The 24,506-nt window shown below is 63.4% G+C and carries 30 protein-coding genes and 1 tRNA gene; 16 read left to right on the top strand and 15 right to left on the bottom strand.

The genetic code is table 11. The annotated features are described in order from the left end of the window. Nucleotides 1-243: 243 nt before the first annotated feature. The gene (locus EOA49_RS33990; protein WP_127240595.1) at nt 244-1,215 is read right to left on the bottom strand and encodes an NAD(P)H-dependent oxidoreductase; all 972 of its coding nucleotides are present in this window, start codon (nt 1,213-1,215) and stop codon (nt 244-246) included. A gap of 290 nt (nt 1,216-1,505) precedes the next feature. On the opposite strand from EOA49_RS33990, the gene EOA49_RS18090 reads away from it, so the two are divergent. Beyond that, nucleotides 1,506-1,811, top strand: coding sequence for an ETC complex I subunit (locus tag EOA49_RS18090; RefSeq protein WP_127240594.1), 306 nt, complete (start codon nt 1,506-1,508; stop codon nt 1,809-1,811). A gap of 117 nt (nt 1,812-1,928) precedes the next feature. Next, nucleotides 1,929-2,005 (top strand) — tRNA-Arg (locus EOA49_RS18085). A gap of 135 nt (nt 2,006-2,140) precedes the next feature. On the opposite strand, the gene EOA49_RS18080 is transcribed toward EOA49_RS18085, so the two are convergent. Further along, nucleotides 2,141-2,926, bottom strand: a complete 786-nt coding sequence (locus EOA49_RS18080; protein WP_127240593.1) for a hypothetical protein — start codon at nt 2,924-2,926, stop codon at nt 2,141-2,143. Nucleotides 2,927-3,161: 235 nt separating this feature from the next. On the opposite strand from EOA49_RS18080, the gene EOA49_RS34120 reads away from it, so the two are divergent. Continuing rightward, on the top strand, nt 3,162-3,743 hold the full coding sequence (locus EOA49_RS34120) for a CatB-related O-acetyltransferase (RefSeq protein ID WP_127240592.1): 582 nt from the start codon (nt 3,162-3,164) through the stop codon (nt 3,741-3,743). Nucleotides 3,744-3,857: 114 nt separating this feature from the next. Then, nucleotides 3,858-4,799, top strand: coding sequence for a glycosyltransferase (locus tag EOA49_RS18070; protein WP_127240591.1), 942 nt, complete (start codon nt 3,858-3,860; stop codon nt 4,797-4,799). Between the two features lie 363 nt (nt 4,800-5,162). Here the strand turns inward: EOA49_RS18070 and EOA49_RS18065 are convergent, their stop codons facing one another. From EOA49_RS18065 to EOA49_RS18055, 3 genes are all read right to left on the bottom strand, one after another. Further along, nucleotides 5,163-5,465: a DUF982 domain-containing protein gene (locus EOA49_RS18065; protein ID WP_127240590.1), complete on the bottom strand. Its 303-nt coding sequence runs from the start codon at nt 5,463-5,465 to the stop codon at nt 5,163-5,165. Nucleotides 5,466-5,824: 359 nt separating this feature from the next. Next, nucleotides 5,825-6,070 carry a DUF982 domain-containing protein gene (locus tag EOA49_RS18060; RefSeq protein WP_127240589.1) on the bottom strand — a complete coding sequence of 82 codons (246 nt, stop codon included), beginning with the start codon at nt 6,068-6,070 and terminating at the stop codon, nt 5,825-5,827. Nucleotides 6,071-6,185: 115 nt separating this feature from the next. Further along, nucleotides 6,186-6,404, bottom strand: coding sequence for a hypothetical protein (locus EOA49_RS18055; protein WP_245299680.1), 219 nt, complete (start codon nt 6,402-6,404; stop codon nt 6,186-6,188). A gap of 423 nt (nt 6,405-6,827) precedes the next feature. Here EOA49_RS18055 and EOA49_RS18050 point away from each other — a divergent pair, with 423 nt between their 5' ends. Further along, nucleotides 6,828-7,187: a metalloregulator ArsR/SmtB family transcription factor gene (locus tag EOA49_RS18050; RefSeq protein ID WP_066999308.1), complete on the top strand. Its 360-nt coding sequence runs from the start codon at nt 6,828-6,830 to the stop codon at nt 7,185-7,187. Nucleotides 7,188-7,711: 524 nt separating this feature from the next. Here EOA49_RS18050 and EOA49_RS18045 read toward each other — a convergent pair. The 5 genes from EOA49_RS18045 to EOA49_RS18025 form a co-directional block, all read right to left on the bottom strand. Beyond that, complete coding sequence (locus EOA49_RS18045; protein ID WP_127240588.1) at nt 7,712-8,518, bottom strand: ABC transporter permease; 807 nt, start codon at nt 8,516-8,518, stop codon at nt 7,712-7,714. A 4-nt stretch (nt 8,519-8,522) separates the two neighbouring features. Then, nucleotides 8,523-9,356 (bottom strand): ABC transporter permease, encoded by an 834-nt coding sequence (locus tag EOA49_RS18040; RefSeq protein WP_127240587.1) that lies wholly within the window; start codon nt 9,354-9,356, stop codon nt 8,523-8,525. Nucleotides 9,357-9,379: 23 nt separating this feature from the next. Next, nucleotides 9,380-10,492: an ABC transporter substrate-binding protein gene (locus EOA49_RS18035; protein WP_127240586.1), complete on the bottom strand. Its 1,113-nt coding sequence runs from the start codon at nt 10,490-10,492 to the stop codon at nt 9,380-9,382. Nucleotides 10,493-10,560: 68 nt separating this feature from the next. Then, entirely contained in the window at nt 10,561-11,655 is a 1,095-nt protein-coding gene (locus tag EOA49_RS18030; protein ID WP_095801538.1) for an ABC transporter ATP-binding protein, read from the bottom strand. A 389-nt stretch (nt 11,656-12,044) separates the two neighbouring features. Next, entirely contained in the window at nt 12,045-12,941 is an 897-nt protein-coding gene (locus EOA49_RS18025; protein ID WP_066999260.1) for a LysR substrate-binding domain-containing protein, read from the bottom strand. Nucleotides 12,942-13,023: 82 nt separating this feature from the next. Between EOA49_RS18025 and EOA49_RS18020 the strand changes: the two genes are divergently transcribed. Next, the gene (locus EOA49_RS18020) at nt 13,024-14,610 is read left to right on the top strand and encodes an amidohydrolase (protein ID WP_164746764.1); all 1,587 of its coding nucleotides are present in this window, start codon (nt 13,024-13,026) and stop codon (nt 14,608-14,610) included. Between the two features lie 31 nt (nt 14,611-14,641). Then, entirely contained in the window at nt 14,642-15,574 is a 933-nt protein-coding gene (locus EOA49_RS18015; protein ID WP_067330684.1) for a dimethylarginine dimethylaminohydrolase family protein, read from the top strand. Between the two features lie 113 nt (nt 15,575-15,687). Here the strand turns inward: EOA49_RS18015 and EOA49_RS18010 are convergent, their stop codons facing one another. Then, entirely contained in the window at nt 15,688-16,017 is a 330-nt protein-coding gene (locus EOA49_RS18010; RefSeq protein WP_127240585.1) for a hypothetical protein, read from the bottom strand. Nucleotides 16,018-16,239: 222 nt separating this feature from the next. Here EOA49_RS18010 and EOA49_RS18005 point away from each other — a divergent pair, with 222 nt between their 5' ends. Beyond that, nucleotides 16,240-17,679, top strand: a complete 1,440-nt coding sequence (locus EOA49_RS18005; protein ID WP_127215616.1) for an FAD-binding oxidoreductase — start codon at nt 16,240-16,242, stop codon at nt 17,677-17,679. A 14-nt stretch (nt 17,680-17,693) separates the two neighbouring features. On the opposite strand, the gene EOA49_RS18000 is transcribed toward EOA49_RS18005, so the two are convergent. Further along, complete coding sequence (locus EOA49_RS18000) at nt 17,694-17,894, bottom strand: hypothetical protein (protein WP_127215615.1); 201 nt, start codon at nt 17,892-17,894, stop codon at nt 17,694-17,696. A 137-nt stretch (nt 17,895-18,031) separates the two neighbouring features. Here EOA49_RS18000 and EOA49_RS17995 point away from each other — a divergent pair, with 137 nt between their 5' ends. The 4 genes from EOA49_RS17995 (at nt 18,032) to EOA49_RS17980 (ending at nt 19,445) form a co-directional block, all read left to right on the top strand. Then, the gene (locus EOA49_RS17995) at nt 18,032-18,292 is read left to right on the top strand and encodes a hypothetical protein (RefSeq protein WP_127215614.1); all 261 of its coding nucleotides are present in this window, start codon (nt 18,032-18,034) and stop codon (nt 18,290-18,292) included. A gap of 3 nt (nt 18,293-18,295) precedes the next feature. Further along, nucleotides 18,296-18,556, top strand: a complete 261-nt coding sequence (locus EOA49_RS17990) for a hypothetical protein (protein WP_127215613.1) — start codon at nt 18,296-18,298, stop codon at nt 18,554-18,556. Between the two features lie 123 nt (nt 18,557-18,679). Continuing rightward, entirely contained in the window at nt 18,680-19,048 is a 369-nt protein-coding gene (locus tag EOA49_RS17985; RefSeq protein ID WP_206517813.1) for a class I SAM-dependent methyltransferase, read from the top strand. Nucleotides 19,049-19,229: 181 nt separating this feature from the next. Then, the gene (locus tag EOA49_RS17980; RefSeq protein ID WP_127241634.1) at nt 19,230-19,445 is read left to right on the top strand and encodes a hypothetical protein; all 216 of its coding nucleotides are present in this window, start codon (nt 19,230-19,232) and stop codon (nt 19,443-19,445) included. Here EOA49_RS17980 and EOA49_RS17975 read toward each other — a convergent pair. The 3 genes from EOA49_RS17975 to EOA49_RS32710 all read right to left on the bottom strand — a co-directional run bounded on the left by EOA49_RS17975 (nt 19,442) and on the right by EOA49_RS32710 (nt 21,189). Continuing rightward, the gene (locus EOA49_RS17975; RefSeq protein ID WP_127241635.1) at nt 19,442-20,146 is read right to left on the bottom strand and encodes an SOS response-associated peptidase; all 705 of its coding nucleotides are present in this window, start codon (nt 20,144-20,146) and stop codon (nt 19,442-19,444) included. The genes EOA49_RS17980 and EOA49_RS17975 overlap by 4 nt on opposite strands. A 107-nt stretch (nt 20,147-20,253) precedes the next feature. After that, complete coding sequence (locus tag EOA49_RS17970; protein WP_095783325.1) at nt 20,254-20,472, bottom strand: hypothetical protein; 219 nt, start codon at nt 20,470-20,472, stop codon at nt 20,254-20,256. Between the two features lie 570 nt (nt 20,473-21,042). After that, nucleotides 21,043-21,189 (bottom strand): hypothetical protein, encoded by a 147-nt coding sequence (locus EOA49_RS32710; protein WP_082954140.1) that lies wholly within the window; start codon nt 21,187-21,189, stop codon nt 21,043-21,045. A gap of 233 nt (nt 21,190-21,422) precedes the next feature. Between EOA49_RS32710 and EOA49_RS32705 the strand changes: the two genes are divergently transcribed. The 4 genes from EOA49_RS32705 to EOA49_RS17955 all read left to right on the top strand — a co-directional run. Next, nucleotides 21,423-21,581, top strand: coding sequence for a hypothetical protein (locus tag EOA49_RS32705; protein ID WP_164746923.1), 159 nt, complete (start codon nt 21,423-21,425; stop codon nt 21,579-21,581). A 228-nt stretch (nt 21,582-21,809) separates the two neighbouring features. Continuing rightward, nucleotides 21,810-22,877: a type III polyketide synthase gene (locus EOA49_RS17965; RefSeq protein ID WP_127241636.1), complete on the top strand. Its 1,068-nt coding sequence runs from the start codon at nt 21,810-21,812 to the stop codon at nt 22,875-22,877. Continuing rightward, nucleotides 22,874-23,608 (top strand): methyltransferase domain-containing protein, encoded by a 735-nt coding sequence (locus EOA49_RS17960; RefSeq protein ID WP_067330713.1) that lies wholly within the window; start codon nt 22,874-22,876, stop codon nt 23,606-23,608. The genes EOA49_RS17965 and EOA49_RS17960 overlap by 4 nt, the downstream gene beginning before the upstream one ends. Next, the coding region (locus tag EOA49_RS17955; RefSeq protein ID WP_164749243.1) for an FAD-dependent oxidoreductase at nt 23,605-24,506 on the top strand (902 nt) is incomplete at its 3' end. The genes EOA49_RS17960 and EOA49_RS17955, both read left to right, overlap by 4 nt.

The raw sequence follows: 24,506 nt of genomic DNA, 5'->3' as shown, positions 1-24,506 counted from the left end.
CCTCGATCAGGGCGTAGGCCGCCGCCAATCCGGCCGCGCCGGCGCCGATCACGATCGCGCCTTCGAGGATCGCCGGCTCGCCGGTCCAATCCGACGAGATTTCCGCTTCCATGCCCATTCTTGTCTTTATCGTCGTCATGGCTCTCACGTGCCACGGCCATGTATCCGACATATGCCGCTGACGAGGCAATGGGAATAGGCCGTGGTTGCAAAGAGCCCGGCATTGTGTCGCGGATAGGGAGATTATCCGTTGGCGGGGTCGGCGTGGCGATGCACAAGCTTGAACGCGCCGTCCTCCAGCCGGAACACTTCCGTCACCCGCAAGGTCATCTCGGCCGGCTGTCCGTTCTTGCCCATGCGCGCCTTCGCATGCTGCAGTCCAGTCCAGAAGGCGAGATCGCCGCTCGCGGAGGCCTGCAGCACCTCGATGTCGGTGCTGCCGCCTTGGTGGAAGCTGGCGGCGTCGCGCTCGTATCGGCCGGCAACGGCATCGGCGCCTTCGAGATGGTCGCCGCGCGGCGAAAAGAAGGTGGCCGGCTCGCTATGCGTCACGATTGCCTTTAGCGATGTAGCATTGCCGTTGACATAATCCTCGGCGATCTTCTCGCGGTGCTTCATGAAGGCGTCGAAGGACGAGCCGCCCGGCCGCACGGTTCTGATCCACGTCTCCAGCGCCTCGATGAAACCTTTCAGGAGGGCGGCCGTGTCGCTGTTCTTAATCGCGCCGCTGTCGTCGAGCAACTCGGCGACATTTCCGATATAGGCCTCCGGCTGCTGCATCACCGGCATGTCAAGGAAGACAAAGCTCTGCCTGAGCGCCTGGTTGGAACCGAAGGCGCCGATCTTGCCTGGGCTCACGCTGACGACGCCGGCGGGCAGGCCTTTGAAGACGCTCTTGCCAGAGGGGCGTGAGCCGACGTCGAGGGCGTTCTTCAGGCAGCCCGGGATCGAACGGTTGTATTCCGGCGTGACGAACAGCACCGCGTCGCATTCCCCGATGGCGGCGCGGAACGCCGACCAGGCGGCAGGCGGCGTCTCGCCCTCGAGATCCTGATTATACAAAGGCAGCTCGCCGATCTCGATGAAGCGGCAGCGCAGCGAATCCGGTGCGCGGGCCGCCAGCGCCTTGGCGATCTTGCGGCTGTAGGATTGGGCCCGCAGACTGCCGACAAGCACGGCCAGCTGCAGGACGGGATGTTCGGTTGTCATGGTCATGGCGGACTGTCCAGGCTTGTTGAGGGCATGGCGACGCGAGGCGGACATAACGAAGGCCCCGCAACCTTGGACCTTTGGCCGAAGCGGCTGTGCTGTTCGCCTCTCTTTTCGGTTAATGTCCGGGCTGGCGCGAGGTTCCGACCTCCGCTGGCCAAGCCGTGGCTGCGTATGGCCTTGCCGCCGGCGCCGTTGCACAGTATTGACGGGCTGGCGCGTGGCCTAAGGCTCCCATTCGGCCTTTTGGCGCGCGCTAAATGATTGCCCGGTCTTCGGGCGGCAAAGAGGTGGCCATGTCCGCGCGCATTTTCAGCCCAGCCAAAACCGCGATGCAGTCCGGCAAGGCCAAGACCGGCCACTGGGTGCTGGAATTCGATCCAGCCCAGCGCAAGAAGATCGACCCGCTGATGGGTTACACCTCGTCCGGCGATATGCTGAGCCAGGTGCGGCTCACCTTCGATACCAGGGAAGAGGCGGTCGCCTATGCCGAGAAGGAGGGCATTGCCTATCGTGTCGAGGAGCCGAAGGAGCCGAAGCGCCGGCAGATTTCCTATTCGGACAATTTCCGCTATGACCGCAGGACGCCCTGGACGCATTGAGCAATCCGAGCAAAAGTCCTCAGCGGTTTTCCGTCCGGAATTGCGTAACAAAATCGGAGCGGATCATCCTTTTAGATCCATCCGCATAGTCGCATCAGCCGGCTCCGGCCGGCCAGCGGTCCCGTAGCTCAGCTGGATAGAGCACCGGCCTTCTAAGCCGATGGTCGCAGGTTCGAATCCTGCCGGGATCGCCATTAATTTCAACCACTTAGCTGCTATTGCTTTGAAAAGCTCCAACTCGCCAACAAGGCGAGTTTCATCTTGGTCGTTCTCACGGATGGCAGAGGCGGCGGGCACGTGCTTGATCGCACCCTGCGTGGGAACCAAGATCAAGCGGACCACATGCGTCGCTGGTGCCATAGGTCTACGGGAGTTCGCCAAAGACGATATCGAGCGGCTTTTGCGATTTGCTGGGCAATTGTCGCGTCGCCGTAGAGACTGAAGAATTGACGAACACGCTGCCCGGCGAACAGCTTTTTGCCCCGCGTGTTGTAGTTCCTGATTTTCAGGCGATGCGGACTGACGGTTCGGCCATCTTGGGATAAGGCGATGCCAATGCAGAACTGCTCAGCAGCATCTATCTTGGCGATCTCGTGAACGGCGAGCATCGGAAGATAGGCATCGAGCAAGGCAGGAAGGTTGTCGCGGTGCACGCCAAGGACGCCACTATTCCACATCGGTTCATGGCCGGTCACAACATGGTCGCCGACCCGAACACCTTTGCCCTCCAGCCGCGGGCACCACGCATGCGGCCCCTCGCAAAGACGCATGATTGAATGGCCGGGCCTAATAGCCCCGAAGGCTCGGGACAGGTCTCCGACCGGGTACATATCCGTGTCCATGAAAAGCAATCGGTCAGCGCGCTTCAAAAGCTCGATAAGGCCCCCAGCCTTGATCCCGAAATGATAGCGCCAATCGAAGGATAGCTCCTTCTTCTTCTCGGCGCTCACAAGAATAGTCTCAAGCGGGTATCCACGGAAGAATGCCGGCTTGTCAGTTGCCACGATAATCCTGGCTTTCGGGCTATGGTGAAAAAGCTTGAGTGCGCTGAGTAGCGCACCGAGGTGATAAAGCTCGTTATCGCCATAGGCGATGTAACCAAAGACATCATTCATTCAGTCAAGTCGTCATTCTGTTAAGTTGAAAGGGCGGTTCGCTCCACTATCAACACTCGCGGCCCCAATCCAGCGCAAACACAACACCAACAGAGGAAAAAATGCGGCGATCAAAGTCTTCGGCAATCTGGTCTCAAACTGAAGACCACTCGCCCGACTTTGGGAAATTCCTGAGCTTGTGGATTTGGCCCATCTGCGGCTATGTCGCTATGGTGCTGGAGGGCGGGGCTTCAGAATGTCCGTATTGTCCAACTGGTTGAGGAACGCTCGGTCGAAGCTGCCGGAACACGTGACGGTGGGACGCCACACTTATGGCTTGTCACGACGGAAGGTCTTTTTTCCCTCGAAGGAGGCCCCACTGACGGTCGGGGCTTTCTGCTCGATCGCGGGTGACGTGCTTTTCATGTGCTCCGGCCAGCATTTGACCGATCGCGCCACGACATTTCCGATCCACAGCCGGATGCTGAAGCAATCAGATCCCGTCCGAAATGGCGGCAGACCGAGCGGCGTCACGATTGGCAATGATGTTTGGATTGGTCACGGCGCCATAATATTGCCAGGTGTGACGATCGGCGACGGCGCAGTGGTCGGCACCGGGGCCGTGGTCACCAAGGACGTGGCGCCTTATGCGATCGTTGGGGGCTCTCCGGCCCGACTGATCAGATATCGTTTCTCTGAGGATGTAATTTCGAAGTTGCTGGCAATCCGGTGGTGGGAATGGGACGACGAAAAGATCAAAAAGGAAGCCGGCGCGCTCACCGGTCCCATCGAGGCTTTCATCGGCAGGCATTTTGTGGCAGGCATCGCCTCAGTGTAGTGCGGCTGGGATAAACATTCGGCGGCTCAGCTGGATATTCACGGTCGATTTTGAAAGACCCTTGGTACGAAGCTCGATATTACGGAGGTAGGCTTGCAGCGCCCATGCTACTTCTTGGCCGCGGATAGCAAGTATTTTCCCTATGCATGCCTGGCAACGCGCCGGATACTGGATGTTTCCGCGCCAATCGATGGCTTCATTCTCCACGTGAAGGCTGATGAGAGCGATATCCAAGTCGCGAGGCGGTTGCTTGGCGACAGAGTAGCGTTGCTCGACGTGTCCGACTTCATGGAACGCGTTGGCTTCCGCTTCGGTACCTACAGCATCGCCGCCTATGTCCGCCTGTTCGCGGACCTGCTACCGCAATTCGACGGTTATGGTCGGATCGCCTACACCGATTGTGATGTCCTGTTCAATCGTGACATCAACGACCTGGCCTGCCAGGAGCTCGACGCGCCGCTGCTGGCGGCGCACGACGACTACATGTACTTCCGGCCGTCGTATCGCAGAACCTTCAGGATGCAGCCGGGCGCGCCATACTTCAATTCCGGCGTGGTGGTCTTCGACATGGATGCGGTGCGCCTGGAAGGCCTCCTGGAACGGACGCGCCGGACCGCGATCCATCGACAAATGAACGACCAGAACGCGCTTAATGTCGCCTTCGAGGGCAAATGGCAGACGATGCACCCGAACTGGAATCTGATGTCGAATGGCGCCCGGGATTATCGGTTTTCTCAGGCCTATGCACGGCATTTCGCGGGCGGCAAGCCTTGGGGCAGCCAGATTGGAGTCGAGCTTGAAGCCCTCAAGATCTGGCGCGATCTGGCAGAGGATACGCCTTGGAATAAGCCCTTCCGGCAGCGGCTGCCGTTCGAGCGCGGGATAACGAAACGCTTCCTCCGGCGCTTCGATGCCGTCGGTGGTCTCTTCGGTAACGACGTGCATCGCCGCCGCGCGCGCTACGACGGGGCGAAAATGCACCAGATCTACGCAAGGCAGGCGGAAGAGGGCGCGATGGCCGTACAATTCCCGGAGGTGCTCGGCGGGTTTGGCTGATCTTCTTTCCAAATCGGCCGCATCCTGTGGATATTAGCCGCCCGTTCACCATGACTCTCTCTTTGCATTGAGCGCCGGCGGCCGGCTCGTTGAAATGGCACAGCCTGAACAACAGGCGCCCCCGAAAGTCCAGCGGCCGGCGTTTTCATGTATCCCCGTCAGGATGTCCGCAACGGCGTGCTGAAAAGTATGCGTCGGTCGCTGCTCTCACTCGCCGGGATGCCGCAACCGATACCGCACAAAATCAAGCCCGCCCCGGCGATGGGAAGCCGGAACGGGCTCGGCTTGGGTCTGGAACCCGTGTAGTCAGGAGACTACGGGGAAGTAACAGGTCGGCGGCTGCAATGTTCCGAAGTTTCTGGCTTACGGGCCGCCGGGAGCAAGTCCGGGTGGCGGATTTTCCGCACGGGATCGCGACACGGCTTCGGCCAGCAGGCCGGCGGCCTTCGCTGCCTTGCGCAGGGTTTTGCGGGCTTCGGTAGGACTTCTCAAGCCGTCGAGCGCGTCGCGGCAGACGCGGCTTGCCGACCGCCAGGCGCGGTCGCGCGCCCGCCTTGGCCAGCGCAGGTCGAGGCATTCGACTGCCTCGAAGCAGCTTGAGACCTTGCGATGTCCGCTTGGTTCGAAATCGATCACGACCGGCTCGGAAAACCAGACGTCGTTCATCACATGCTCCGTTCGTATGTTGGTCTTTTGATAAGCAACGGCGCCGGCAGGCGCCTGTTGGGATGCGGGCCCCCGGATGATCGGCGGACCCGCGCATTAACCGAAAACTGCCGATGAGGTTCCGGACAATTTTAGAGATTAGCGATGGGCGGCCGGAGCTGGCTCACGCAGCGGATTCATTGCGCCGGCGCGCCGTCAAAAAACGTGTGACAACGTCACTGGCCCCGCTGTCGTCCGCGGCGAGATCGGAGCCGACAGGCGGATGAACGCGTCAGGCAGCGGTTTCGGCCGGCGCGGAAGCGTCCGGTCAATTCGCGCATCGGTCGCTCTTCTGCAGAAGACAGGATGCCGCCTTGGAACTATTCGACCAGCACATGCGCTTCGCGCGCGGCGCTGATGAAGGCTTCCCTGGCGTTGTCGGCCGGAACGTCGCCGCTCATTGCCCGGCGGCAGGCGCGCAGCGCCGCGCCATGCTGCGCGCTGCCGGCGCCGCGCCATTGGCCCGTCAGCAGTTCCACAGCCTGCTGGGCGTTGGAAATGTGTCGGATCGAGCCTGCCACGCCGACGGCGACTTCGACCGGCCTGGAAAACCATCCCTGGATCATCGCGAAACCCCTAATGCGTTGTGAGCGGATGATAAACGCGCCACCGCGCGGCAAGTTTCATCCCGATATTTCAACAGGATGTGAGCAGCGCGCCGGTAGCGGGCGTGGCTGACGCCTATCTTCCGAGCGGCTTGCGGGACAGTTCGATGAGTTCCGTCTCATCGGTGATGCCGGCCATGTAATTGGCGATGATGCGGGAGGCTCGCGCCTCCTTCTGCTCTTCGGTTTCTCCATCGATGCGGCCGCTCTCGAAGACACGCCCCAACAGCGCCGTCTCGGCGGGCGTGAATGTGTTTCGCGACATGTTGGACACGGGCTTCTTCCTCCAGCTCATGTCCCCCTTGCTCCCCGGCCAAATATTAGCACGGGTTCGGAAACGGGGTGAGTCCTCAAGGAAACGGCGACAACGTGCGTCTTTCGCGGCCCCCGGCCGGTCAGGTTTTCGTCTCGTTGTGTGCTCGACGGCATGCCGGAGATGGGGCCAGCTTCGCTATCTTGCTGAACGGACGAAGCGCTGATACTCATTAGCGGCGCGGAATTATTCCGAGTCTGCGCCAACTTGCGCCGCGCAACAACGCGGCGCAGGCTGTCCGAGACCAAGATCCCGACGTGGTGGCAACCGGGTTACGGAGGGTTTTGGTCGAACAAAGAAGCAGGGCAGGTTCCGACTGCGTGTCGGAGCAGGCCCATCAAATGCTCTGGAATTCCGAAGCCATTGCCCCCGTGGCCTCGGAAGAGCATGAACATGGGGAAACCGATGGTGACCAAGAAACTTACCGCCAACGCAGAAAGCGCGGCAGCCTTTCTTGCGGTAATGGGCAACGAGAAGCGTTTGCTCATTATGAACTACCTGGCCGAGGGCGAATTGTCTGTCGGCGCGCTCGCCGACAAGGTTGAACTCAGCCAGTCCGCACTCTCCCAGCATCTGGCCAAACTGCGCAGGTTTGGCCTGGTCGACACCCGCCGCGACCGCCAGATGGTCTATTATTCCTGCAAGTCGTCCGCGGCGCGCGAGCTCCTCGTTCTGCTCGACGGGCTGCTGACCATGGACAGGCCGCTCGCCGGCCCGGCCCGGCAGGCTCTTGTCGAAAGAATGCGGCCGCCGCAGGCCGCTTGAACGGCTCCGACCGCAGGCGAGGGCGAGCAGCCTTCGCCTGCTTCGCCTGCGCGGCGCGCCCTCTGAGGGCGCGATGCAAACAGGATGGCAATGCGCCGGCCGGCATACCTGCCCTGGCGGCACTTTATGATCACTTCATTCGCCGGGACGCGATCCTGGCCAGAATGCTGCTGCCGGGGAAACCGGTAGCGGCCGGATTTCGTCATGTCGTCACGGGCTGGCCGTCGTCGCCGATCGGGCTCGACTTCTCGCGCTCTTCCCATCACTTTTGATTGAAGGATGCTGCGCCGGCGCGGTCGCGGATGCTCACAAGCCGATGATATTATAGCACTTTTCTGCCGCCGCCGACCGCTCCAGGCGGGCCGAAGTTTACGGATTTGTAAATCGCGCGCCGGACTTCGGGTGGCTAGACTTTTGCGCGATCCACACCCCCGGATCACCACGGGCCAGACTTCCACTTTGGCACCGTCAGAGGCTCGTCGCTCCCGGCGGGCCTCTTTCGTTTTGGGGACAAAGCCGCGGATTTACGGTGCGGCTTGCCGGCGCGCAATCATGCTGCGCACGGCGAGCACCAGCACGGTGATGATGATCAGGATCACCGAAAGGGCAGCGATCGCCGGATCGATGTTGTCGCGCAGTCCCATCCACATCAGGCGCGGCAGCGTGATGGCGTTCACCGAGGTGATGAACAGCGTCACGCCGATCTCTTCCCAGGAGAGCACGAAGGAGAGGAGCGCCGCGGTGACGATGCCGAACTTGATGTTGGGCATGATGATGCGCGTCGCGCGCTCCCACACACTGGCGCCCAGGCCTCGTGCGGCGAGGTCGATGCGCCGATCGAGCTGGCTGAGCGAGACCAGGATCAGAACGGTGGCGAAGGGCACCGTCATCACCGAATGCGCCATCGCGACACCCAGCCAGGTGTCGTAACCGAAGAAGGACGAGATGCCGGAGACCGAGGTGAGCAGGAAATACAGGGTCACCGCCGAGACCACCGGCGGCACCACCATCGGCAAAAGCACGAAGCCGACCAGGGCGGCGGTGAAGCGCGGCTGGAACATCCACACGCCGAGACTGAAGGTGAGCGCGAGCGCCGTGGAAATCGCGCTGCTGACCACACCGATGCGGATCGAGAGCAGGATGGACTCCAGCCAGCGCGGATCCTCGATCAGCGAACGGTAGTGGCGCAGCGACAGTTCGCCGGTCGGCATGGTCAACATGCGGCTCGGCGTCAGCGACACCGGGATGACGGCGAGCAATGGCATAAGCAGAAACAGCGCCACCAGGACGGCGAGGATGAGCGAGACGGGACCGGGGCGGTAGGTGGGCATCTTGCTACACCAATTGCTTCGGTTTGACGTAGCGGAACAAGAGCGCCATCAGCGCGCCGACGAACACCACCAGCACGACGCTGATTGCCGCGCCCAGCCCCCAGTCCGGGCTCTGGAAGATGCGAAGATAGATGAGTTCGGCGATCATCACGCTGCGGCCGCCGCCGAGGATCGCCGGCGTGACGAAGAAACCCAGCGAGAAGACGAAAGTGATCATCGCCGAGCCGATAATGCCCGAGCGCGTCATCGGCACGAACACCGTCCAGAAGGTGCGCATGCGGCTGGAGCCAAGCCCGCGCGCCGCGAGCAGCACGCGCTCGTCGAGGCTGCGCATGGCCGAAGCCAGCGGAAACACCGCGAAGGGGATGAGGAAATGCGACATGCCGACGATGACGCCGAACTCGTTGCGCACGAGCGTCAGCGGCTCGGAGATGAAGCCGATCGATTGCAGCCAGGTGTTGATGAGCCCGCGGTTGGACAACAGCGCCACCCAGCCGAAGGCGCGCGTCAGCACCGAGATCCAGAACGGCACCAGGATGCAGAATTCGGCAAGCACGCGCTGCACCGGGCTGCCGCGCACCCAGACGACCGTGATCGCATAGGCGGCGGTGACGGAAACAATCGTGACGATCGCCGCGATGCGCAACGTGCGGACGAATACCGACTGCACCAGCGGATCACTGGCCAGCGCGCCATATTGGCCGAGCCCGGGCGTCGGCAGGGTGAAACTCCACTTCACCACGCCGAGGAAAGGCCAGGCATAGGCAAGGACGAGGAACAGGAGCAGCGGCGCCATCAACAGCGCCGCGCCCGTCCTGTCGGAGAGGGTGCCCCTCATGTCAGTTCAGCATCTCCGCCCGGTCAAGCCGAGATGATCTTGGTGTATTCGTCGAGCGCCGCGCCGTAGTTCTTGGCGTACCACTCCATGTCGAGCGGGATCTGCTTCTTCATGTTTTCCGGATCGACCGGGTTGATGCGCTTCTTGTCGGCCGGGATCAGCGCGTCGGCGGCCGGGTTGGCCGGACCCTGGCCGAGCTTGTCGAACATCACCAGTTCCTTCTGCGGATCCTGCGTGCTGGCGATGAACTTCATCGCAGCTTCCTTCCCGCCGGGATTGTTTTTCAGAACCGCGAGCGCGCCGGGCGAGATCAGGCCCTGGTCCCAGATGAACTTGATCTGGCCGCCCGAGTCCTGCTCGATCAGCGAGGCGCGCGTCGACCAGACGATCGCCATCGAAGCCTCGCCGTTGAGCAACACGCTCTGGCTTTCGGCGCCACCGCCCCAATAGGAGACGACGTTTTCCTTGAAGGCGGCGATCTTGTCATGCGCGCGCTTGAGGTCGAGCGGGTAGAGCGAGGCGGGCGCCACGCCGTCGGCGAGCAGGGCGGCTTCCCAGCTCGACACGCCCCATTTGTAGAGCGAGCGCTTGCCCGGGAATTTCTTCACGTCGAAAAAGTCGGCCATGCCGGTCGGCGCATTGGAGCCGAACTTCTGCGAGTCGTAGGCGATCACGTAGGAGAAGAAATAGGTCGACGCGGCAAACTCCCAACCGAAGCCCGGCCGCATCTTGCTCTTGTCGACGATCTTGTAGTCGATCGGCTCGAGCATGCCCTGGCCGCCCAGCGTAATGGCCGAGAACGGATCGACGTCGACCAGGTCCCAGGTCGGCGCGCCGCTCTTGAACTGCGCGGCGATCGCGCCCTCGGTCGGGCCCGAGCCGTCCATTTTCACCGGGATGCCGGTATCCTTGGTGAAGGCCTGGCCGTAGGCGGCGTCGTAAGCGGTGATGGCATCGCCGCCCCAATTCACCAGCACCAGCCCCTTGGTCTCGGCCTGAGCATGGGTCGAGCGCAGCAGCAGCGGCGTGCCGGCGAGCACGAGGCCTGCAAGCTGCGCGAATTGCCGGCGCGAGATCTCGCCGCGTTTTGCCCTCTCTGCGAGGGAGTCGATGGTCTGTTTCTTGGTCTCGTTCATGTCAGTTCCCCTTGTTTTAATTGATCTGATCCGGAAACCGACGCGGCGAATTCACGCCGCTTCGGCGCTCATTGTCCTCCGTCCGGCAGGAGGAAGCCCTTTTCCGCCGGCCAGGTCAGCCAGACGGAATTGCCCTTGCTCAACGCCGCCGCGGCCACCTCGTTCGGCACCGAGACGGTGACCTTCGCACCCTGGCGCGTGGTCAGGTCGAGCTTGGTCGCCGCACCCAGATAGGTCGAAGCGACAGCAGTGGCGGCGATGCCGTTTTCGCCGGCCGCTGCCTCCGGCGCGATCGACATGTGTTCCGGCCGGATTGCCAGGATAGCGTCGCCGCGGACCTTTTCTGCTTTGCAGCGCATGTTGACCGCCCGGTCCTCGCAGACACCGGTGGCGCCATTATCGGCGGGCTTGACGCCCTTCACGGGCAGCATGTTGATCTCGCCCAGGAACTCGGCGACGAAGCGGCTGGCCGGCCGGTCGTAGACCTCGTCCGGCCTGCCGACCTGCAAGAGCTTGCCGTGATTGAAAATGGCGACGCGCGAGGAAAGCGCCAGCGCCTCGCTCTGGTCGTGAGTGACGAAGACAAAGGTGGTGCCGGTCTCCTGGTGCAGCCGCTTCATCTCGGCCTGCATCTGGCCGCGCAGGCTCTTGTCCAGCGCCGAGAACGGCTCGTCGAGAAGCAGCACGCCCGGCTCGAACACCAGGGCGCGGGCGAGCGCCACGCGCTGCTGCTGGCCGCCGGAAAGCTGCGCCGGCAATTTCTTCTCGTGGCCTTTGAGACCGACGCGCTCGATCATCTCGCCGACACGGCTTTTGATCTCGGAAGCGGACTTCTTGCGCACCTTGAGCGGAAAGGCGATGTTCTGTTCCACGCTCATATGCGGGAACAAAGCATAGCCCTGGAATACCATGCCGGCGGCGCGCTGTTCGGCCGGCCGGTCGGTAATGTCGGTGCCGTCGCTGAAAAGCCTGCCCTCGCTCGGCTGCACGAAGCCGGCCAAGATCATCAGGAAGGTGGTTTTGCCGGAACCGGATGGCCCAAGCAGCGTCAGGAACTCGCCGCGGCCGATATCGAGCGTGAGATTGTCCAGCGCCCGGAACGAGCCGAAGCTCTTGCCTATCCCGTTCGCCTTGATCTCTGCGGCCCGGCCGGGTTGCTGCATCCTGCCTTCGTCCTCACGCTTGTTTCAAATCGTATGCACGGCGCGCGTTCACCGCAACCGAATAGTTTTCGTCTGTTCGGCAAATTTGATTCACGGATGGGCAGGTGGCGGGAGCGTCTCCCAAACTTGGGCGTTCGGCGGGCTCGCCAACCTTCGCGATTGGCGAAGGCGTTCATGCCGTCGCCATTTCAGGGCGGAGCAAGGAGCGAAGCGACGCGCACAGACCTTGTTGCCATGCCGTGACCTCTGGGAGCTGCAACGGTGCAGAATTCTGATCAAGCGTGCCTTTCGCGATCGCCACGGAATGGATCCTCGGGTCAAGCCCGGGGATGACGACCGGACGGTTGGCACTCCGAGGGACATCCTAAGGCGTGCCGGCGTCCCCGCCTTCAATACTTCGCCAGCCTGCTTTCCAAAAGCTTCGCCCGCAGCCAGTCGCTGAAGGCATTGAGTACCGGGTGGCCCGCCTTGGCATGCTCGAAGACCAGATAGTAGGAGCGCGGCGAGGGCACCGTCGCTTCGAACGGCTTGACCAGCCTGCCCTCGCTCAGCGCCCGGCGGCCGGTCAGCTCGTCTCCCATGGCGATGCCCTGGCCGGCGATTGCCGCCGAGAAGACGAGGTTCATGTCGGAAAAGAAGATGCCGCCTTCGGTGTCGGGATTTTCCACCTTGGACAGCGCCAGCCAGCGCGCCCAGTCCTCGGTATCGCTGAGATGCAGCAGGTTGGCGCGCAGGACGTCGGCGGGCTTGGAAAAGCCGCCCACCTTGTTGAGCAACGTCGGGCTGCAGAGCGGCGTGAAGGAGACCTCGCAAAGCAGCTCCACCGCGCGGTTCGGCCAGTTGCCGACGCCGAAGGCGATGAAGGCGTCGGCCTCCGGATTGCTGACATCGTCGAGCCGCCGCGGCGTCAGCACCGAGAGCGCGACGTCCGGATACATCTGCTGGAACTCGCCGATATGGGTGCATAGGAACATCGAGGCGAAGCCCGGCGGACAGGAGATACCGAAGGAGCCGCCGACGCCGGCGCCGCTGTTCTGCGTCCCCGCGTCGCCGAGCACGGTCAGCGCCTTCCTGACATCGGCGGCGTAGCGCTGGCCGCGCGGCGTCAGCGCCACGCCCTTGCCGATGCGCTGCAAGAGATCGAAGCCGAGGTCGCGTTCGAGCAGCCTCAGCTGATGCGAGACGGCGCTGCGGGTGAGGTGGAGTTCATCGGCCGCGCGCCACACGCTGCCGTGACGAGCAAAACTGTCGAGGGCGCGAAGCGCCTGCGTGGAAGGTATGCGCAAGAGGCCTCAGGTGAACCGAATTTGCACGAGCCGGGAAAACATATCACTTTTTGAAGAGCCGCTTCACTGCTTTCTTTGCGGCATGGAGAAACCGGTGACGACATCAGCGCAGGAAACGGCACTGGCCTGCATCGACGGCATCCAGCCGCTCTTGTCGGCCTGGACGCGCACCATCTTCGACCTCGGCGAGACCGCCTGGCGCGAGTACCAGTCCGCAGCCTGGTATGTCGACCGGCTGAAGCGTGAGGGCTTTTCGGTGGAAGAGGGCTCGGGCGGCATGCCGACCGCCTTCTGCGCGCATTGGACGAATGGCGAAGGACCGACGATCGGCATGTATGCCGAATACGACGCGGTGCCCGGCAACTGCCAGGATGCCGTGACGGTCAAGCAACCGCGGGCGGGGCTCAGCGTCGAGGCGGGTGGCCATACCGATCCGCACTCGGGCCTCGGCATTGGCAGCCTCGGCGGGCTGCTCGCCGCCAAGGCCGCGATGCAGCAGCATGGCATTCAAGGCACGCTGCGCTTCACTGGCGAGCCGGCAGAGAAGGTGAGGGGCTCGAAGCCGATCCATGCCGCCAAGGGCTATTATGACGGCCTTGCCGGCATGATCTCCTTTCATCCCTTCTATATGCTGCCGCTCTGCAACACCGCGCGCTGGGACACGCATTGCGGCGCGGCGTATTCGATGATCTACCGCTTCATTTGCGACGAGCCTCAGAACTGGGGTCGCGCAAGCGATGGCGCCCCGATCCCGCAGGCGCATTCCGCGGTCAGGGCGCCAGGTGCCAACGACGCGCTGATGATGATGTACATGGCTTCCAAGGCGCTGCGCGATTCCATGCTGACCCACCAGGGCGGCTGGTCGATCAGCGAAGCGATCCTGACCGCGGGCCAGGCGACCGCCGACAATCTGCCGGCGGGTCTTGCCGAGATCCAGTATATGATCCGCGTGCCGACCATCGCCATGGCCGAGCAGGTGACCGCCGTGCTCGACCGAAACGCGGAAGCCGCCGCCAGGATGAGCGGCTCCCGCTACGAACGCCACTGGGTGTCGAAGTCGCGCCCGGGACTGGCCAACCACGCCATGGCCGGCATCACCTATGAAGCGCTCTCGACCGTCGGTCCGCCACAGTGGAACGAAGAGGCGAGGGCGATCGCCCGCGAGGTCCAGGTCAATGCTGGCGGCGAGGCGACCGAGAATCCGTTCATCGACGAGCTGGAGCGCCTTATCACGCCGCAGGAGGCCGAGGCGATCTTGCGGCGCGACCTGCCGCCCTCGCAGGTGAACTCGACCTCGGACGACTATACCGACATGAGCTGGCACGCGCCGACATCGCGCTTCTACGTCGCCCGCCCGGCGCTGCGCTCGGCCAACGGTCACGCCTATCCCGCTTGGGTGATGAACGCGTTGGGCGGCATTGCGGCCACCATCGACCCGATGGTGACCTGCGCCTCCAAGACCGTCGCGCTCACCGCGCTTCGCCTACTGGAAGACAAGGCAGCGCGCGATGCGGCCATGGACGAATTCGTCAAGCGAACCGGCGGCGGCGCCGGCGGCTCGAACTGGATCGCGCCGCTTTGTGACTACGAGCCGCCGATAAACTTCCGCTGGCCGGAATATGTCACCACCGGGCGCGGGCGCGACTGGTGGATACCGAGCAGCCAATGATCTCAAGCAGACCGACCCCGAGGAGAACACCATGACCGTCCATGACCGCATCGTCGCTGAGCCGTTCTCGCTGCAGCGCCGCAATCCCAATGGCGGCACCAAGCCGCTCACTGCCTGGGGCTTCGCCAACGAGACCGACGTTCTGACCGACGTGCTGCTCGGCTCGCCCAATTTCCTTCGCCATCTTTCGACCAGTTCGCTGTCCAGAAAGCATCTGCGCGAGGCGCCCTGCAACATCCAGATCGCCCAGGCGCAGCACAAGGACCTCGTCGCCGCTTACGAGCATTTCGGCGTCACCATCCACTGGCACGAGCCGACGCCGGAACTGCCGATGCAGGTCTATTCGCGCGACTCCAGCGTCATGACGCCCTACGGCGCGTTCATAACCGCCATGGCCAACTGGTGGCGGCGCGGCGAGAACTACGCCGCCATCCGCACCTATGAGAAGCTCGGCATCCCGATCTACGACATGGTGACCGCCGGCACCTTCGAGGGCGGCGACTTCAACGTCATCGAGGAAGGCGTGGTGCTGATCGGCTGCGGCGGCGCCCGCACGCAGGAGGAGGGCGCGCGCCAGGTGCAGGCCTGGTTCGACAAGGAAGGCTGGGAGACGCGCATCGCCTTCATCGACGAATACTACGTGCACATAGACCTGATGGTGGTGCCGATCGCCGAAAAGCTCACCGCCGTCTGCCTTGCCTGCACCGAGCCCGGCATCGTCGACTGGCTGAAGGGCAAGGGCCACGAGATCATCGACGTGCCCTTCCAGGATACGATGGCGCTCGGCTGCAACTTCATGTCGCTCGGCAAGGACAGGGTGATCGCGCCGACCTCGAGCAAGACGCTGATTGAAAAGCTGAAGGCACGTGGCTTCGAGGTGGCGGCCGTCGACATGAGTGAGATCTCCAAGACCGGCGGCGGCATTCACTGCATGGCGCAGGCGCTGAAGCGGGTGAAGGCATAGGAGCACGGCGCCGAAGCTGCCAATCTCCCCCTTGAGGGCCCTTGAGGGGGAGATCTCCAGCAGGACAGAAGGGGGCGCGAAAGAGCGTCGATCTGTCCCGTTTCGCTCCCGCTCTACGCTGCGCCGGTCCACTCAGCGTATCGCCTCAGGCCCATGCCGGCGAACAGCATAATCATCATGATGGTGAAGAAGAGGGCCATGCCGAGGTAGAAGAAATTCGCTATGGGCGAAATCTCGACATAGCGCACCTGCTTGAACGGCACGCCGCTCGGCTTTGTCGCCGCCAGTCCGAGCCAGAAGAAGAAGGTGACGGCAACGAGCATGCCGATATAAGGATCCATCCAGTCCGGCACTCTGACGAAGCCGAAATTGAACGCAAACGCCCGGTTCGCTGACAATAGCAGCACAGACGATATCGAACAGGCAAACAACATGCGTTTCATGCGGCGTTCCCCTATATCCGCAGCGCTAATCTCTCTTGATTGAAAGCCTGTTATTCCTGCCCGTCAAGATTGCTGGCAACGCGCGTGCCGTTCTTGCCAATCGTTTGTCGAGCAAGGCCCGCACGGCCGGCTCGCTGCCCGCGATAACTTGCGGGATGCCGAACATGAGCGCACACTAAAATTCGGGCGGAGGGGGCTCATCAACAAGAACGGGAGGAATTCATGAATGCCATGAGCTTCACTGCCCTTGAGGGCGGCAAGACCACGGTCGACGCCGCCGCCCTGGAAACGCTTTCGACGCAAATACGCGGCACGGTTCTGCGGGAGGGTGACGCCGGCTACGACGGCGCGCGCAGCATCTGGAATGACATGATCGACCGGCGGCCCGGGCTGATCGCGTGCTGCGTCGGCGCCTCCGATGTCGTTGCCGCGGTGAATTTCGCCCGTGAGAACGGACTTCTCGTCTCCGTGCGCGGCGGCGGTCATAACATTGCCGGCAGCGCCATCTGCGAGGGCGGCCTCGTCATCGATCTCTCCATGATGAAGTCTGTGCGGGTCGATGTCGCGGCGCGGCGCGCCTGGGTCGGACCCGGCGCCACGCTTGTCGATGTCGACCGCGAAACGCAGGCCTTCGGGCTGGCGCTGCCGACCGGCATCAACTCGACCACCGGCATCGCCGGCCTAACGCTGGGCGGCGGCTTCGGGTGGATCACCCGCAAATACGGGCTGACCATCGACAATCTCGTTTCCGCCGACGTGGTAACCGCGCACGGCAAGCTGCTGCGCGCCAGCGAGACCGAGAACGCGGACCTGTTCTGGGCGCTGCGCGGCGGCGGCGGCAATTTCGGCGTCGTCACGGGGTTCGAGTTCAAACTTCACCGGTTCGGGCCGCAAGTGCTGTCGGGCCTTGTGGTCCATCCCTTCGCCGATGCCGGGAAGGTGCTTCGGGAATACCGCGCCGCGCTCGAAACCGCTCCCGACGAACTGACCTGCTGGGTGGTCATGCGGCAGGCGCCGCCGCTGCCCTTCCTGCCGGCCGAATGGCACGGCAAGGAAGTGCTGGTGCTGGCCATGTGCTATTGCGGCGATATCGAGGCTGGCGAAAAGGCGACGCAAAAGCTCCGCGCCATCGGCACGCCGATGGCCGACGTCGTCGGTCCCAATCCGTTCACGGGCTGGCAGCAGGCCTTCGATCCGCTGCTCGCGCCTGGCGCCCGCAACTATTGGAAGAGCCATGACTTCACCGAGCTTTCCGACAGCGCGATCGAGATCACCACGACCGCGATATCCAGGCTTCCGGGTCCCGAATGCGAGATATTCTTCGGCCATGTCGGCGGCGTCGCTGGCCGCGTCCCGGCGGATGCGACGGCGTTTCCGCAGCGGAGCTCGCATTTCGTCATGAACGTTCACGCCCGCTGGCGCGAACCGGCCATGGACAAGGCCTGCATCGAATGGGCTCGAGACATCTATGAAGCATCAAAGCCTCATGCTGCCGGAACGGCCTATGTGAACTTCATGCCGGAGGATGAGATCGACCGTGTCGAAGCGGCCTATGGCGGCAATTATCGCCGGTTGCTCGAGATCAAGCAGCGCTACGATCCGCAGAACCTGTTCCGCATGAACCAGAACCTGCGTCCGAAGGAAGGACTGCGGGCCGCCTGACGGGGCAGCATGCCTCAGCCGCGCCGTCCCGACGCGTCTCGTTGACGAAGCCTTGAAGCCTGGAGCGCGTCGAGCCGTTGCTGGAGATGGCCGTTGAACACGATCATCTCCTTCAGCGCCTTCACCGGGTCGCCCTTGTGCCAGGCGATGAACCGCTCGGCGATTGCCTGAAGCGCTGCTTCCTCGCCGCTGTCGAGCCTGACGATGTGATCCATCTCGGGTGCTCCGCAGGTTTCCACTAGCATGTGAACAAAAAGGGAACAAAATTATCAACGACGAATTGACTCAGCGAGGAACGGGTTCCTATTTTGTCAGCAGATGGGGCGGTTGCTCAGGATCACGGAGAGCCGGGTTGGGCAGACGGAAAAGCCGCTATGACAGATTGTTCCGGTCGGACGCGGAGGCGATCATTCGCGATGCGTTGGAACTGCGCCAGACCGTGCTGGCGGCGCAGCTCAATCTCAAGACCAACGGCGAAATGTACTGGCGGCTCAACGGGTTGGTGGAGAGGCTGCATGAGGTGATGAGCGCGGTGGCGGGCAGGGACCTCGATTTCCGCGCCGCCTGGCTCGGCCTGCTGCCGCTGCCTGAGGATTATTCAGACCGGACATGAGAAATGGCCGGACCCATGGACAGCGTCGGCCGGGCGGCCAAGGCCAACATGCTGCTCGTAGTCGAATGCCGCCACTGCTACCACGCCGGCCGCTTCAAGGCGAACGACGTGGCCAAGGTGGTCGGCTGGAACAAGCCGCTCGAAACCATCCGCTTCCGCTGCAAGCGCTGCGGCCGCAAGGACACTGAGGTCAAGACCCAGTTCATCGACCAGGATCACCCGCCCAAGGGTTATATCTGGGTGCTGCAGAAGGCGAGGGGATAGCAGCTGTCACTCAACACGCGAGCTATTTCTGAGACCTGGTTTTACCGCGTTCGGGATCGACGGTGTCCCTGGCCGAAGCTACAGTGGCGGCCCTCGACACCATCGAGCCTGCCCGGAGCGCCCATGGACAGCCGCCTCGACCGCATGATCGCCCGCCTCACCACCCAGCGCCGGGCGCTGGAGCGGGCGGCGGAGGAGACCCGGGACTTGCCCGGCCCGGTGCTGGAGATCGGCCTGGGCAAGGGCCGCACCTACAGCCATCTGCGCAAGCTGTTCCCGGACCGCCGGATCATCGCCTTCGACCGCGACCTGCACGCCCCGGCTGATGCGGCGCCGGCCGGCGCCGACCTTGTGCTGGGCGATTTCCGCGAAACGCTGTCCGCCTTGTCCGGCTGCGCGCCCGCAGCCTTGGCCCATGCCGATTTCGGCAGTGAGGACCGCGCCCGCGACACCGCCAGGCCGGCTGGCTGGCGGCGCTCATCGATGCGTTGATGGCACCGGGTGGCCTAGTGGTCAGCGACCGGGCGATGCAGTCGCCGCGCTGGACCCCCTTGCCCTTCGACACGCCGGACTGGCCTTATTTCCTCTGGCGCGTGAACTAGCCGCCACCACAGCTCACTTCACATCCGGCATCCGTTTCCGCGGCTTCGTCGGCCGGGCGGTCAAGGCCAACATGCTGCTCATAGTCGAATGCCGCCACTGCTACCACGCCAGCCGCTTCAAGGCGAACGACGTGGCCAAGGTGGTCGGCTGGAACAAGCCGCTCGAAACCATCCGCTTCCGCTGCAAGCGCTGCGGCGGCAAGGACACTGAGGTCAAGACCCAGTTCATCGACCAGGATCACCCGCCCAAGGGTTATATCTGGGTGCTGCAGAAGGCGAGGAGCTAAAACAACGACCCCTGCGCCGGCGGTTCCGCCGGAAACTTGATCTGCGTCGCCGGCTTGTCCACGATCACCAGCGCGTCGTCCGGCGCCGGCCGCTGCAGCGTCTTCGCCTCCGACCACGGCGCTGTCAGCCACAGCTCGGTCTCCTCCTGAGTGGTCAGGATCACCGGCATCGCCTTCTCGTGGATCGGCTCGATCAACGCGTTCGGCCTGGTCGTCAGGAAGCCGTAGAGCTCGTGGTCGCCCGGACCTTCCTTCACCTTGCGCACGCCATGCCAGGGCGTCCACAGCCCGGCGAAGAAGAACAGCGGGCGGTCCTCGCCGAGCGCGAACCAGAAATTCTTCTGCACGCCGGTTTCAGCATCCTTGTCGCCGGGCTTTGGCGAGGGTTCGGCAAAGCTCGTCACCGGCACCAGGCAGCGGTTCTCGACGCCGAGATAAGGTAGCCAGTGGGCATATTGGGGGTTGCGGATGTTGGTCGTGCCCGGATCGGCATTGCCGCGCACGCGTTCTTGCGGCGTCGGCATGCCCCAGCGCAGCCGGGCGAGCTCGCGGCTGCCGTCGGTGGCATTGCGCACCACCGGCGCCGGCTGGTTCGGATAGATGTCGACCGAAGGTTCGAGATTGCCCGAAATGTCGCGCAGCGCTCGCGTCCACTGGCGGATCGCTTCCTGGCTGGTGGTGATGTTGTAAAGATTGCACATCGGCAGCACTTCCCCATCCCGCCGATTGTTCCCGCATTTTCCGCGGAGCGCAAACTGGTTGCCGGTGAGGCGATGGCAAGCCACACGAAATTGAGGATATCGGGCGCTCAGTGTCTGCGCCCGCGGCGCCGCTTTGGCTCGACCGGCTCCGCGGCCGGCGGCTCGCCCGGCAGGCCCAGCCGGTGGCGTTCCTCCTCGGCGAAGGCTTCGGCTTCCGCGTGGATGTTGAACAGCTGATGGGCCAGCCGGCCGCCTTCGACGACGCGCACCAGCCATTGGCCGTTGATGAATTTTACGCGGACACTGTCTGGTTCGCCTGCCACCATGTGCAGCTCCAGCTCGTCGCCCTAAGAATTGCATCCTCGAAAAGCAATACGATTTAACGCACGAAGGGTCGCCGCAAGCAACCGCTTATTATCCTCAGCAGCAGAATAGTTGCAAGGCACGAGCACACTTGATGTCGAAAATACAGATTTCCGGTAAGAGCCGTTCAAAATGGATAAAATCCAGACACTGAAAGCTTGAGGGACACCCTAGGTAGAATTCGACTTCGATGCGGCGCCCGGTCCGCGCAACGATACGCCTCTCGAGCGCTTTAGAGCGATTGTGAGCGCGTGCAGGTTCGCCACGGCAGTAGCGCTGGTTGCGGATTGGAGGTCTTTGCTTGCGAGGCGCGCCGGCGGCCCGGCAGCCTGGGGGGGTGTTTTGGGTTCGGCGGCCGGGCCTGACCGGAGTTTGCGAGCCTGCCGGCTACTTCGAACATGCGCTTGTACTAATGCAAGGGCAAGAACGACCTAGGCCCTAGGACCAAAGCAGTGGGAGGGGCGCAAACGGCCGAATACGACCACCGGCCCGCGCGAGGCTCCGGCCCGCCTCCACAGAACATTTGCCCAGCATCAGAAACCGAAGAACTGCTTGCCCACGAGGTAGCCCAGCGCCACGACTGCCAGCGGGAACAGCGCCGGCGCTATCCTGCCGAATGGCGAGGATCTTATCTCGCCCGCAGGGGCGTTGGGCTTGGCGTTGCCGAGGTTCTTGGTCATAGGTCCGTTACCGGAATTCGTTGCCGGGTGACCAACAATATTAGAAAGCGCTGATTAATTTTCTCACAATTCGATTGATGCAATTTGCAGCTATCGCCGGTCAGTCGCTATTCGCCCGCTGGGGTGCGCTTCCCGCTTCCTTGCCGATACCGTCAATGTCGGACCGGGCGAGCGTTCTACCCGCCTGGGAACCCTTCCCGCCCTCGCCAGGTTTATATGCGAGGCGAACCACGATGCTAGATAGGCCGCCTGCCGAAAACCCGGGAAGGACCCTCGCCATCGTGCTGGCGGTCGGCCTCATCATCATCGCCTTGTTCTTTATCGGCTTCAGATATTCAGAGCGCGATCAGGGAGCCTTGATCGTGCGCGGAACGGTGCAGGGCAGCAAGTGATCGACCCGAAATCCTTGCCTGCTGCTAGGGCGCGTAACACTTTGATTTTGCCTATCATCCCTTTCAAATCTTTTAGTTTCGGGGTTGCACGCCAGGGAAGAAACCGGTTTTCCGAAACGTTTATCGAACAGGCAACAGTCAGCGCTTGGCGCCTGCCAAAGCGCGCTCATGAGCAAGGAACCCCTCCGGCAACAGCGCGCACCGCGCCGAGGCCCAGGGAGACAGTACATGTCCGCTAACGCCTACATCAACCGGATCGCGACGGCGATTCCGGAGCATGAAGTCCACCAGTTCTACCTGCGCTACGCGGCCTCCATGCTCTGCAGCGACCGCAGGAAACTATTCGAACGCATGGCCGGGCTTGCCGGCATTGACCACCGCTTCTCCTGCTTTGCCCCGGCTCTCGATCCCGAAGGGCCGTCGGTCGATCTCGGCGGGATCTTCAAGCGCGGGGCATTTCCCGGGACGGCCGCCAGAATGGCTATGTTCGCAGAGGCCGCACCCACGCTGGCACAAAAGGGCGTCGACGGGCTGCATCTCGGCAACGAGGCTTCGCGCATCACACACCTCATCGTCACCACCTGCACCGGTTTCTCCGCGCCCGGCATCGACCTCGACCTGGTTCAGCGCTGCGGCCTTGCGGACGGCGTGGAACGCACAATGATCGGTTTCATGGGCTGCTACGCTGCGGTCAACGGCCTCAAGCTTGCACGTCACATCGTACGCTCCGATCCGGGGGCAAGGGTACTGCTGGTCAATATCGAGATCTGCACACTGCACATCAGGGAAACCACCGAACTGGAAAAGCTGCTGTGCTTCTGCCTCTGGGGCGACGGCTGCGCGGCGAGCATCGTCACCGCCGAGCCGCCCGGCATCGAGCTCGACTCCTTCCGCTGCGCCGTCGTGAACGAGCAGCGCGAGCTGATGACCTGGGATATCCGCGACCAAGGTTTCGACATGGTTCTTTCCGGCAAGGTGCCGGCCGCTGTCCAGGAAGCCCTGCGCAGCAACCGGGACGCGATCCTCGCAGGCCGGGCGCCGGAAGCGATCGACCTCTGGGCTGTGCATCCCGGCGGCCGCAGCATTGTCGACGCCGTCGAAAGGGCGTTTGAACTCGAGCCCGCCGCGCTCGAGCCCTCGCGCGAGGTGCTTCGCCAATATGGCAACATGTCGTCGCCAACCGTCATGTTCGTGATGGAGAAGATGCTGAAGAAGCCGGGCGGGCTGCTCGGCTGCGGCATGTCGTTCGGGCCCGGGCTGACGGCCGAGACCATGCTGTTCAGGACCGTTTCATGAGTGCGCTCGCTGAACGCAGCCTCGTTCCGGAAATCCTGGACGGGCTCGCGGCCGACGATGCGCGGGCAATCCGCTCGCGCCGCGATCTCGCCCGCATCAACGCGCTGATGTTCCAGGCGCCGATCATGGCCTCGCTCATGCGGAAATTTTTGGCGAGGCCGCCGGGCCGCATCCTGGAGATCGGCGCCGGTGACGGCACCTTCATGCTCAAGGTGGCGAGGCGCATGGCACGCGATTGGCGCCAGGTGGAGCTGACGATGCTCGATCGCATCGGCCTCGCCACGCCGAAGCTCGCGGCGGATTTCGCCGGGCTGGGATGGACGATCGAAACCATCACCGCAGATGTCTTCGATTGGGCGGAGAGGGCGGATGGCAGGGCCTTCGACGCGATCACGGTCAACCTGTTCCTGCATCATTTCAACGATGCTGCACTGCTTCGCCTGTTCTCGCTATTGCGGCCCAAGGCGCCGCTCATCCTGGCGACGGAACCGCTGCGGGCGGGCTTTGCACTGGTCGCGGCCCGGATTCTGCCGGCAATTGGCGTCAACGACGTCACGCGACATGATGCGGTTGAAAGCGTCCGCGCCGGCTTTCGCGGCCACGAGCTTTCCGATCTTTGGGCTGCCGCCGGCGGCAACCCGCTCGAGGAACGGCGCGCAGGGCCTTTCTCGCATGTCTTTGTCGGGGCCTCGGCGATCCAGGTCGGGGATGCGCCCAGGGATAAGCCGTGAAGCGCGCATCCACCCACGATGCGATCATCATCGGCGCCGGCCCGGCGGGCACGTCGGCGGCGCTGGCGCTCGCCCGGCGCGGATGGGCTGTCGCGATCGTGGAGAAGAGCGCGTTTCCGCGCCGCAAGGTATGCGGCGAATACATCTCGGCAAGCAACCTCGCGCTCCTTGACCGGCTGGGTATCGGCGATGCTTGGCGCGGCGAGGCCGGTCCGGAAATACGCCGGGTCGGCCTCTTTTCCGGCAATGCCAGCATCGAGGCGCCGATGCCGGGCGCGCGATCCGGACCCGCGGCAAGAAACGGCTTCGGCCGCGCGCTTGGCCGCGACATACTGGACACGCTGCTGCTCGACGCGGCCCGCTCGGCTGGCGTGGAAGTGTTCCAGCCCTGCCGTGCCGTCGCCATCGAAAGGGATGGCGACCGCCAGGCGGTGCGGATCCAGGCTACAAGCGGCAGTCCCGGCGAGGAGGGGATGACCCTGCGGGCATCGGTAATCGTCGCTGCACACGGTTCGTGGGAGCCGGGGCCGCTGCCGAGCCAGCTCGGGAAGCAAAGCCGCTCCTCGGACCTGCTCGGGTTCAAGGCACATTTCACCGGGTCGGCGCTGCCGCCCGATCTGATGCCGCTGCTCACTTTTCCCGGCGGCTACGGCGGCATGGTGCTCGCCGATCGTGGCCGCCTATCGATCTCGTGCTGCATTAGGCGCGACGTGCTTGCCCGGCTGCGCGGCAGCCTTGCCCGCGAACGCGGCGGCCATGTCCCGGCGGCCGAAGCCGTCGAGCGTCACATCAGGGCGACATGCCGGGGCGCGCGGGACGCGCTGGCGGATGCCCGTCTCGATGGTCCGTGGCTGGCCGCCGGTCCGATCCGGCCGGGCATCCGCGCAGGCTACGAAGC

The organism is Mesorhizobium sp. M1A.F.Ca.IN.020.04.1.1, assembly GCF_003997315.1.
In the GTDB taxonomy this organism is placed as follows: Bacteria; Pseudomonadota; Alphaproteobacteria; order Rhizobiales; family Rhizobiaceae; genus Mesorhizobium.
Note: the sequence above shows the minus strand (reverse complement) of the source record. Positions and strands in the feature narration are given on the sequence as shown.

What these genes read in the sequence shown, in the direction of transcription:
- EOA49_RS33990 (WP_127240595.1), bottom strand. Translation starts at nt 1,215, where the DNA reads ATGACCATGACAACCGAACATCCCGTCCTGCAGCTGGCCGTGCTTGTC.
- EOA49_RS18090 (WP_127240594.1), top strand. Translation starts at nt 1,506, where the DNA reads ATGTCCGCGCGCATTTTCAGCCCAGCCAAAACCGCGATGCAGTCCGGC.
- EOA49_RS18080 (WP_127240593.1), bottom strand. Translation starts at nt 2,926, where the DNA reads ATGAATGATGTCTTTGGTTACATCGCCTATGGCGATAACGAGCTTTAT.
- EOA49_RS34120 (WP_127240592.1), top strand. Translation starts at nt 3,162, where the DNA reads ATGTCCGTATTGTCCAACTGGTTGAGGAACGCTCGGTCGAAGCTGCCG.
- EOA49_RS18065 (WP_127240590.1), bottom strand. Translation starts at nt 5,465, where the DNA reads ATGAACGACGTCTGGTTTTCCGAGCCGGTCGTGATCGATTTCGAACCA.
- EOA49_RS18060 (WP_127240589.1), bottom strand. Translation starts at nt 6,070, where the DNA reads ATGATCCAGGGATGGTTTTCCAGGCCGGTCGAAGTCGCCGTCGGCGTG.
- EOA49_RS18055 (WP_245299680.1), bottom strand. Translation starts at nt 6,404, where the DNA reads ATGAGCTGGAGGAAGAAGCCCGTGTCCAACATGTCGCGAAACACATTC.
- EOA49_RS18050 (WP_066999308.1), top strand. Translation starts at nt 6,828, where the DNA reads ATGGTGACCAAGAAACTTACCGCCAACGCAGAAAGCGCGGCAGCCTTT.
- EOA49_RS18045 (WP_127240588.1), bottom strand. Translation starts at nt 8,518, where the DNA reads ATGCCCACCTACCGCCCCGGTCCCGTCTCGCTCATCCTCGCCGTCCTG.
- EOA49_RS18040 (WP_127240587.1), bottom strand. Translation starts at nt 9,356, where the DNA reads ATGAGGGGCACCCTCTCCGACAGGACGGGCGCGGCGCTGTTGATGGCG.
- EOA49_RS18035 (WP_127240586.1), bottom strand. Translation starts at nt 10,492, where the DNA reads ATGAACGAGACCAAGAAACAGACCATCGACTCCCTCGCAGAGAGGGCA.
- EOA49_RS18030 (WP_095801538.1), bottom strand. Translation starts at nt 11,655, where the DNA reads ATGCAGCAACCCGGCCGGGCCGCAGAGATCAAGGCGAACGGGATAGGC.
- EOA49_RS18020 (WP_164746764.1), top strand. Translation starts at nt 13,024, where the DNA reads ATGGAGAAACCGGTGACGACATCAGCGCAGGAAACGGCACTGGCCTGC.
- EOA49_RS18015 (WP_067330684.1), top strand. Translation starts at nt 14,642, where the DNA reads ATGACCGTCCATGACCGCATCGTCGCTGAGCCGTTCTCGCTGCAGCGC.
- EOA49_RS18010 (WP_127240585.1), bottom strand. Translation starts at nt 16,017, where the DNA reads ATGAAACGCATGTTGTTTGCCTGTTCGATATCGTCTGTGCTGCTATTG.
- EOA49_RS18005 (WP_127215616.1), top strand. Translation starts at nt 16,240, where the DNA reads ATGAATGCCATGAGCTTCACTGCCCTTGAGGGCGGCAAGACCACGGTC.
- EOA49_RS18000 (WP_127215615.1), bottom strand. Translation starts at nt 17,894, where the DNA reads ATGGATCACATCGTCAGGCTCGACAGCGGCGAGGAAGCAGCGCTTCAG.
- EOA49_RS17990 (WP_127215613.1), top strand. Translation starts at nt 18,296, where the DNA reads ATGGCCGGACCCATGGACAGCGTCGGCCGGGCGGCCAAGGCCAACATG.
- EOA49_RS17985 (WP_206517813.1), top strand. Translation starts at nt 18,680, where the DNA reads ATGGACAGCCGCCTCGACCGCATGATCGCCCGCCTCACCACCCAGCGC.
- EOA49_RS17980 (WP_127241634.1), top strand. Translation starts at nt 19,230, where the DNA reads ATGCTGCTCATAGTCGAATGCCGCCACTGCTACCACGCCAGCCGCTTC.
- EOA49_RS17975 (WP_127241635.1), bottom strand. Translation starts at nt 20,146, where the DNA reads ATGTGCAATCTTTACAACATCACCACCAGCCAGGAAGCGATCCGCCAG.
- EOA49_RS17970 (WP_095783325.1), bottom strand. Translation starts at nt 20,472, where the DNA reads ATGGTGGCAGGCGAACCAGACAGTGTCCGCGTAAAATTCATCAACGGC.
- EOA49_RS32710 (WP_082954140.1), bottom strand. Translation starts at nt 21,189, where the DNA reads ATGACCAAGAACCTCGGCAACGCCAAGCCCAACGCCCCTGCGGGCGAG.
- EOA49_RS32705 (WP_164746923.1), top strand. Translation starts at nt 21,423, where the DNA reads ATGCTAGATAGGCCGCCTGCCGAAAACCCGGGAAGGACCCTCGCCATC.
- EOA49_RS17965 (WP_127241636.1), top strand. Translation starts at nt 21,810, where the DNA reads ATGTCCGCTAACGCCTACATCAACCGGATCGCGACGGCGATTCCGGAG.
- EOA49_RS17960 (WP_067330713.1), top strand. Translation starts at nt 22,874, where the DNA reads ATGAGTGCGCTCGCTGAACGCAGCCTCGTTCCGGAAATCCTGGACGGG.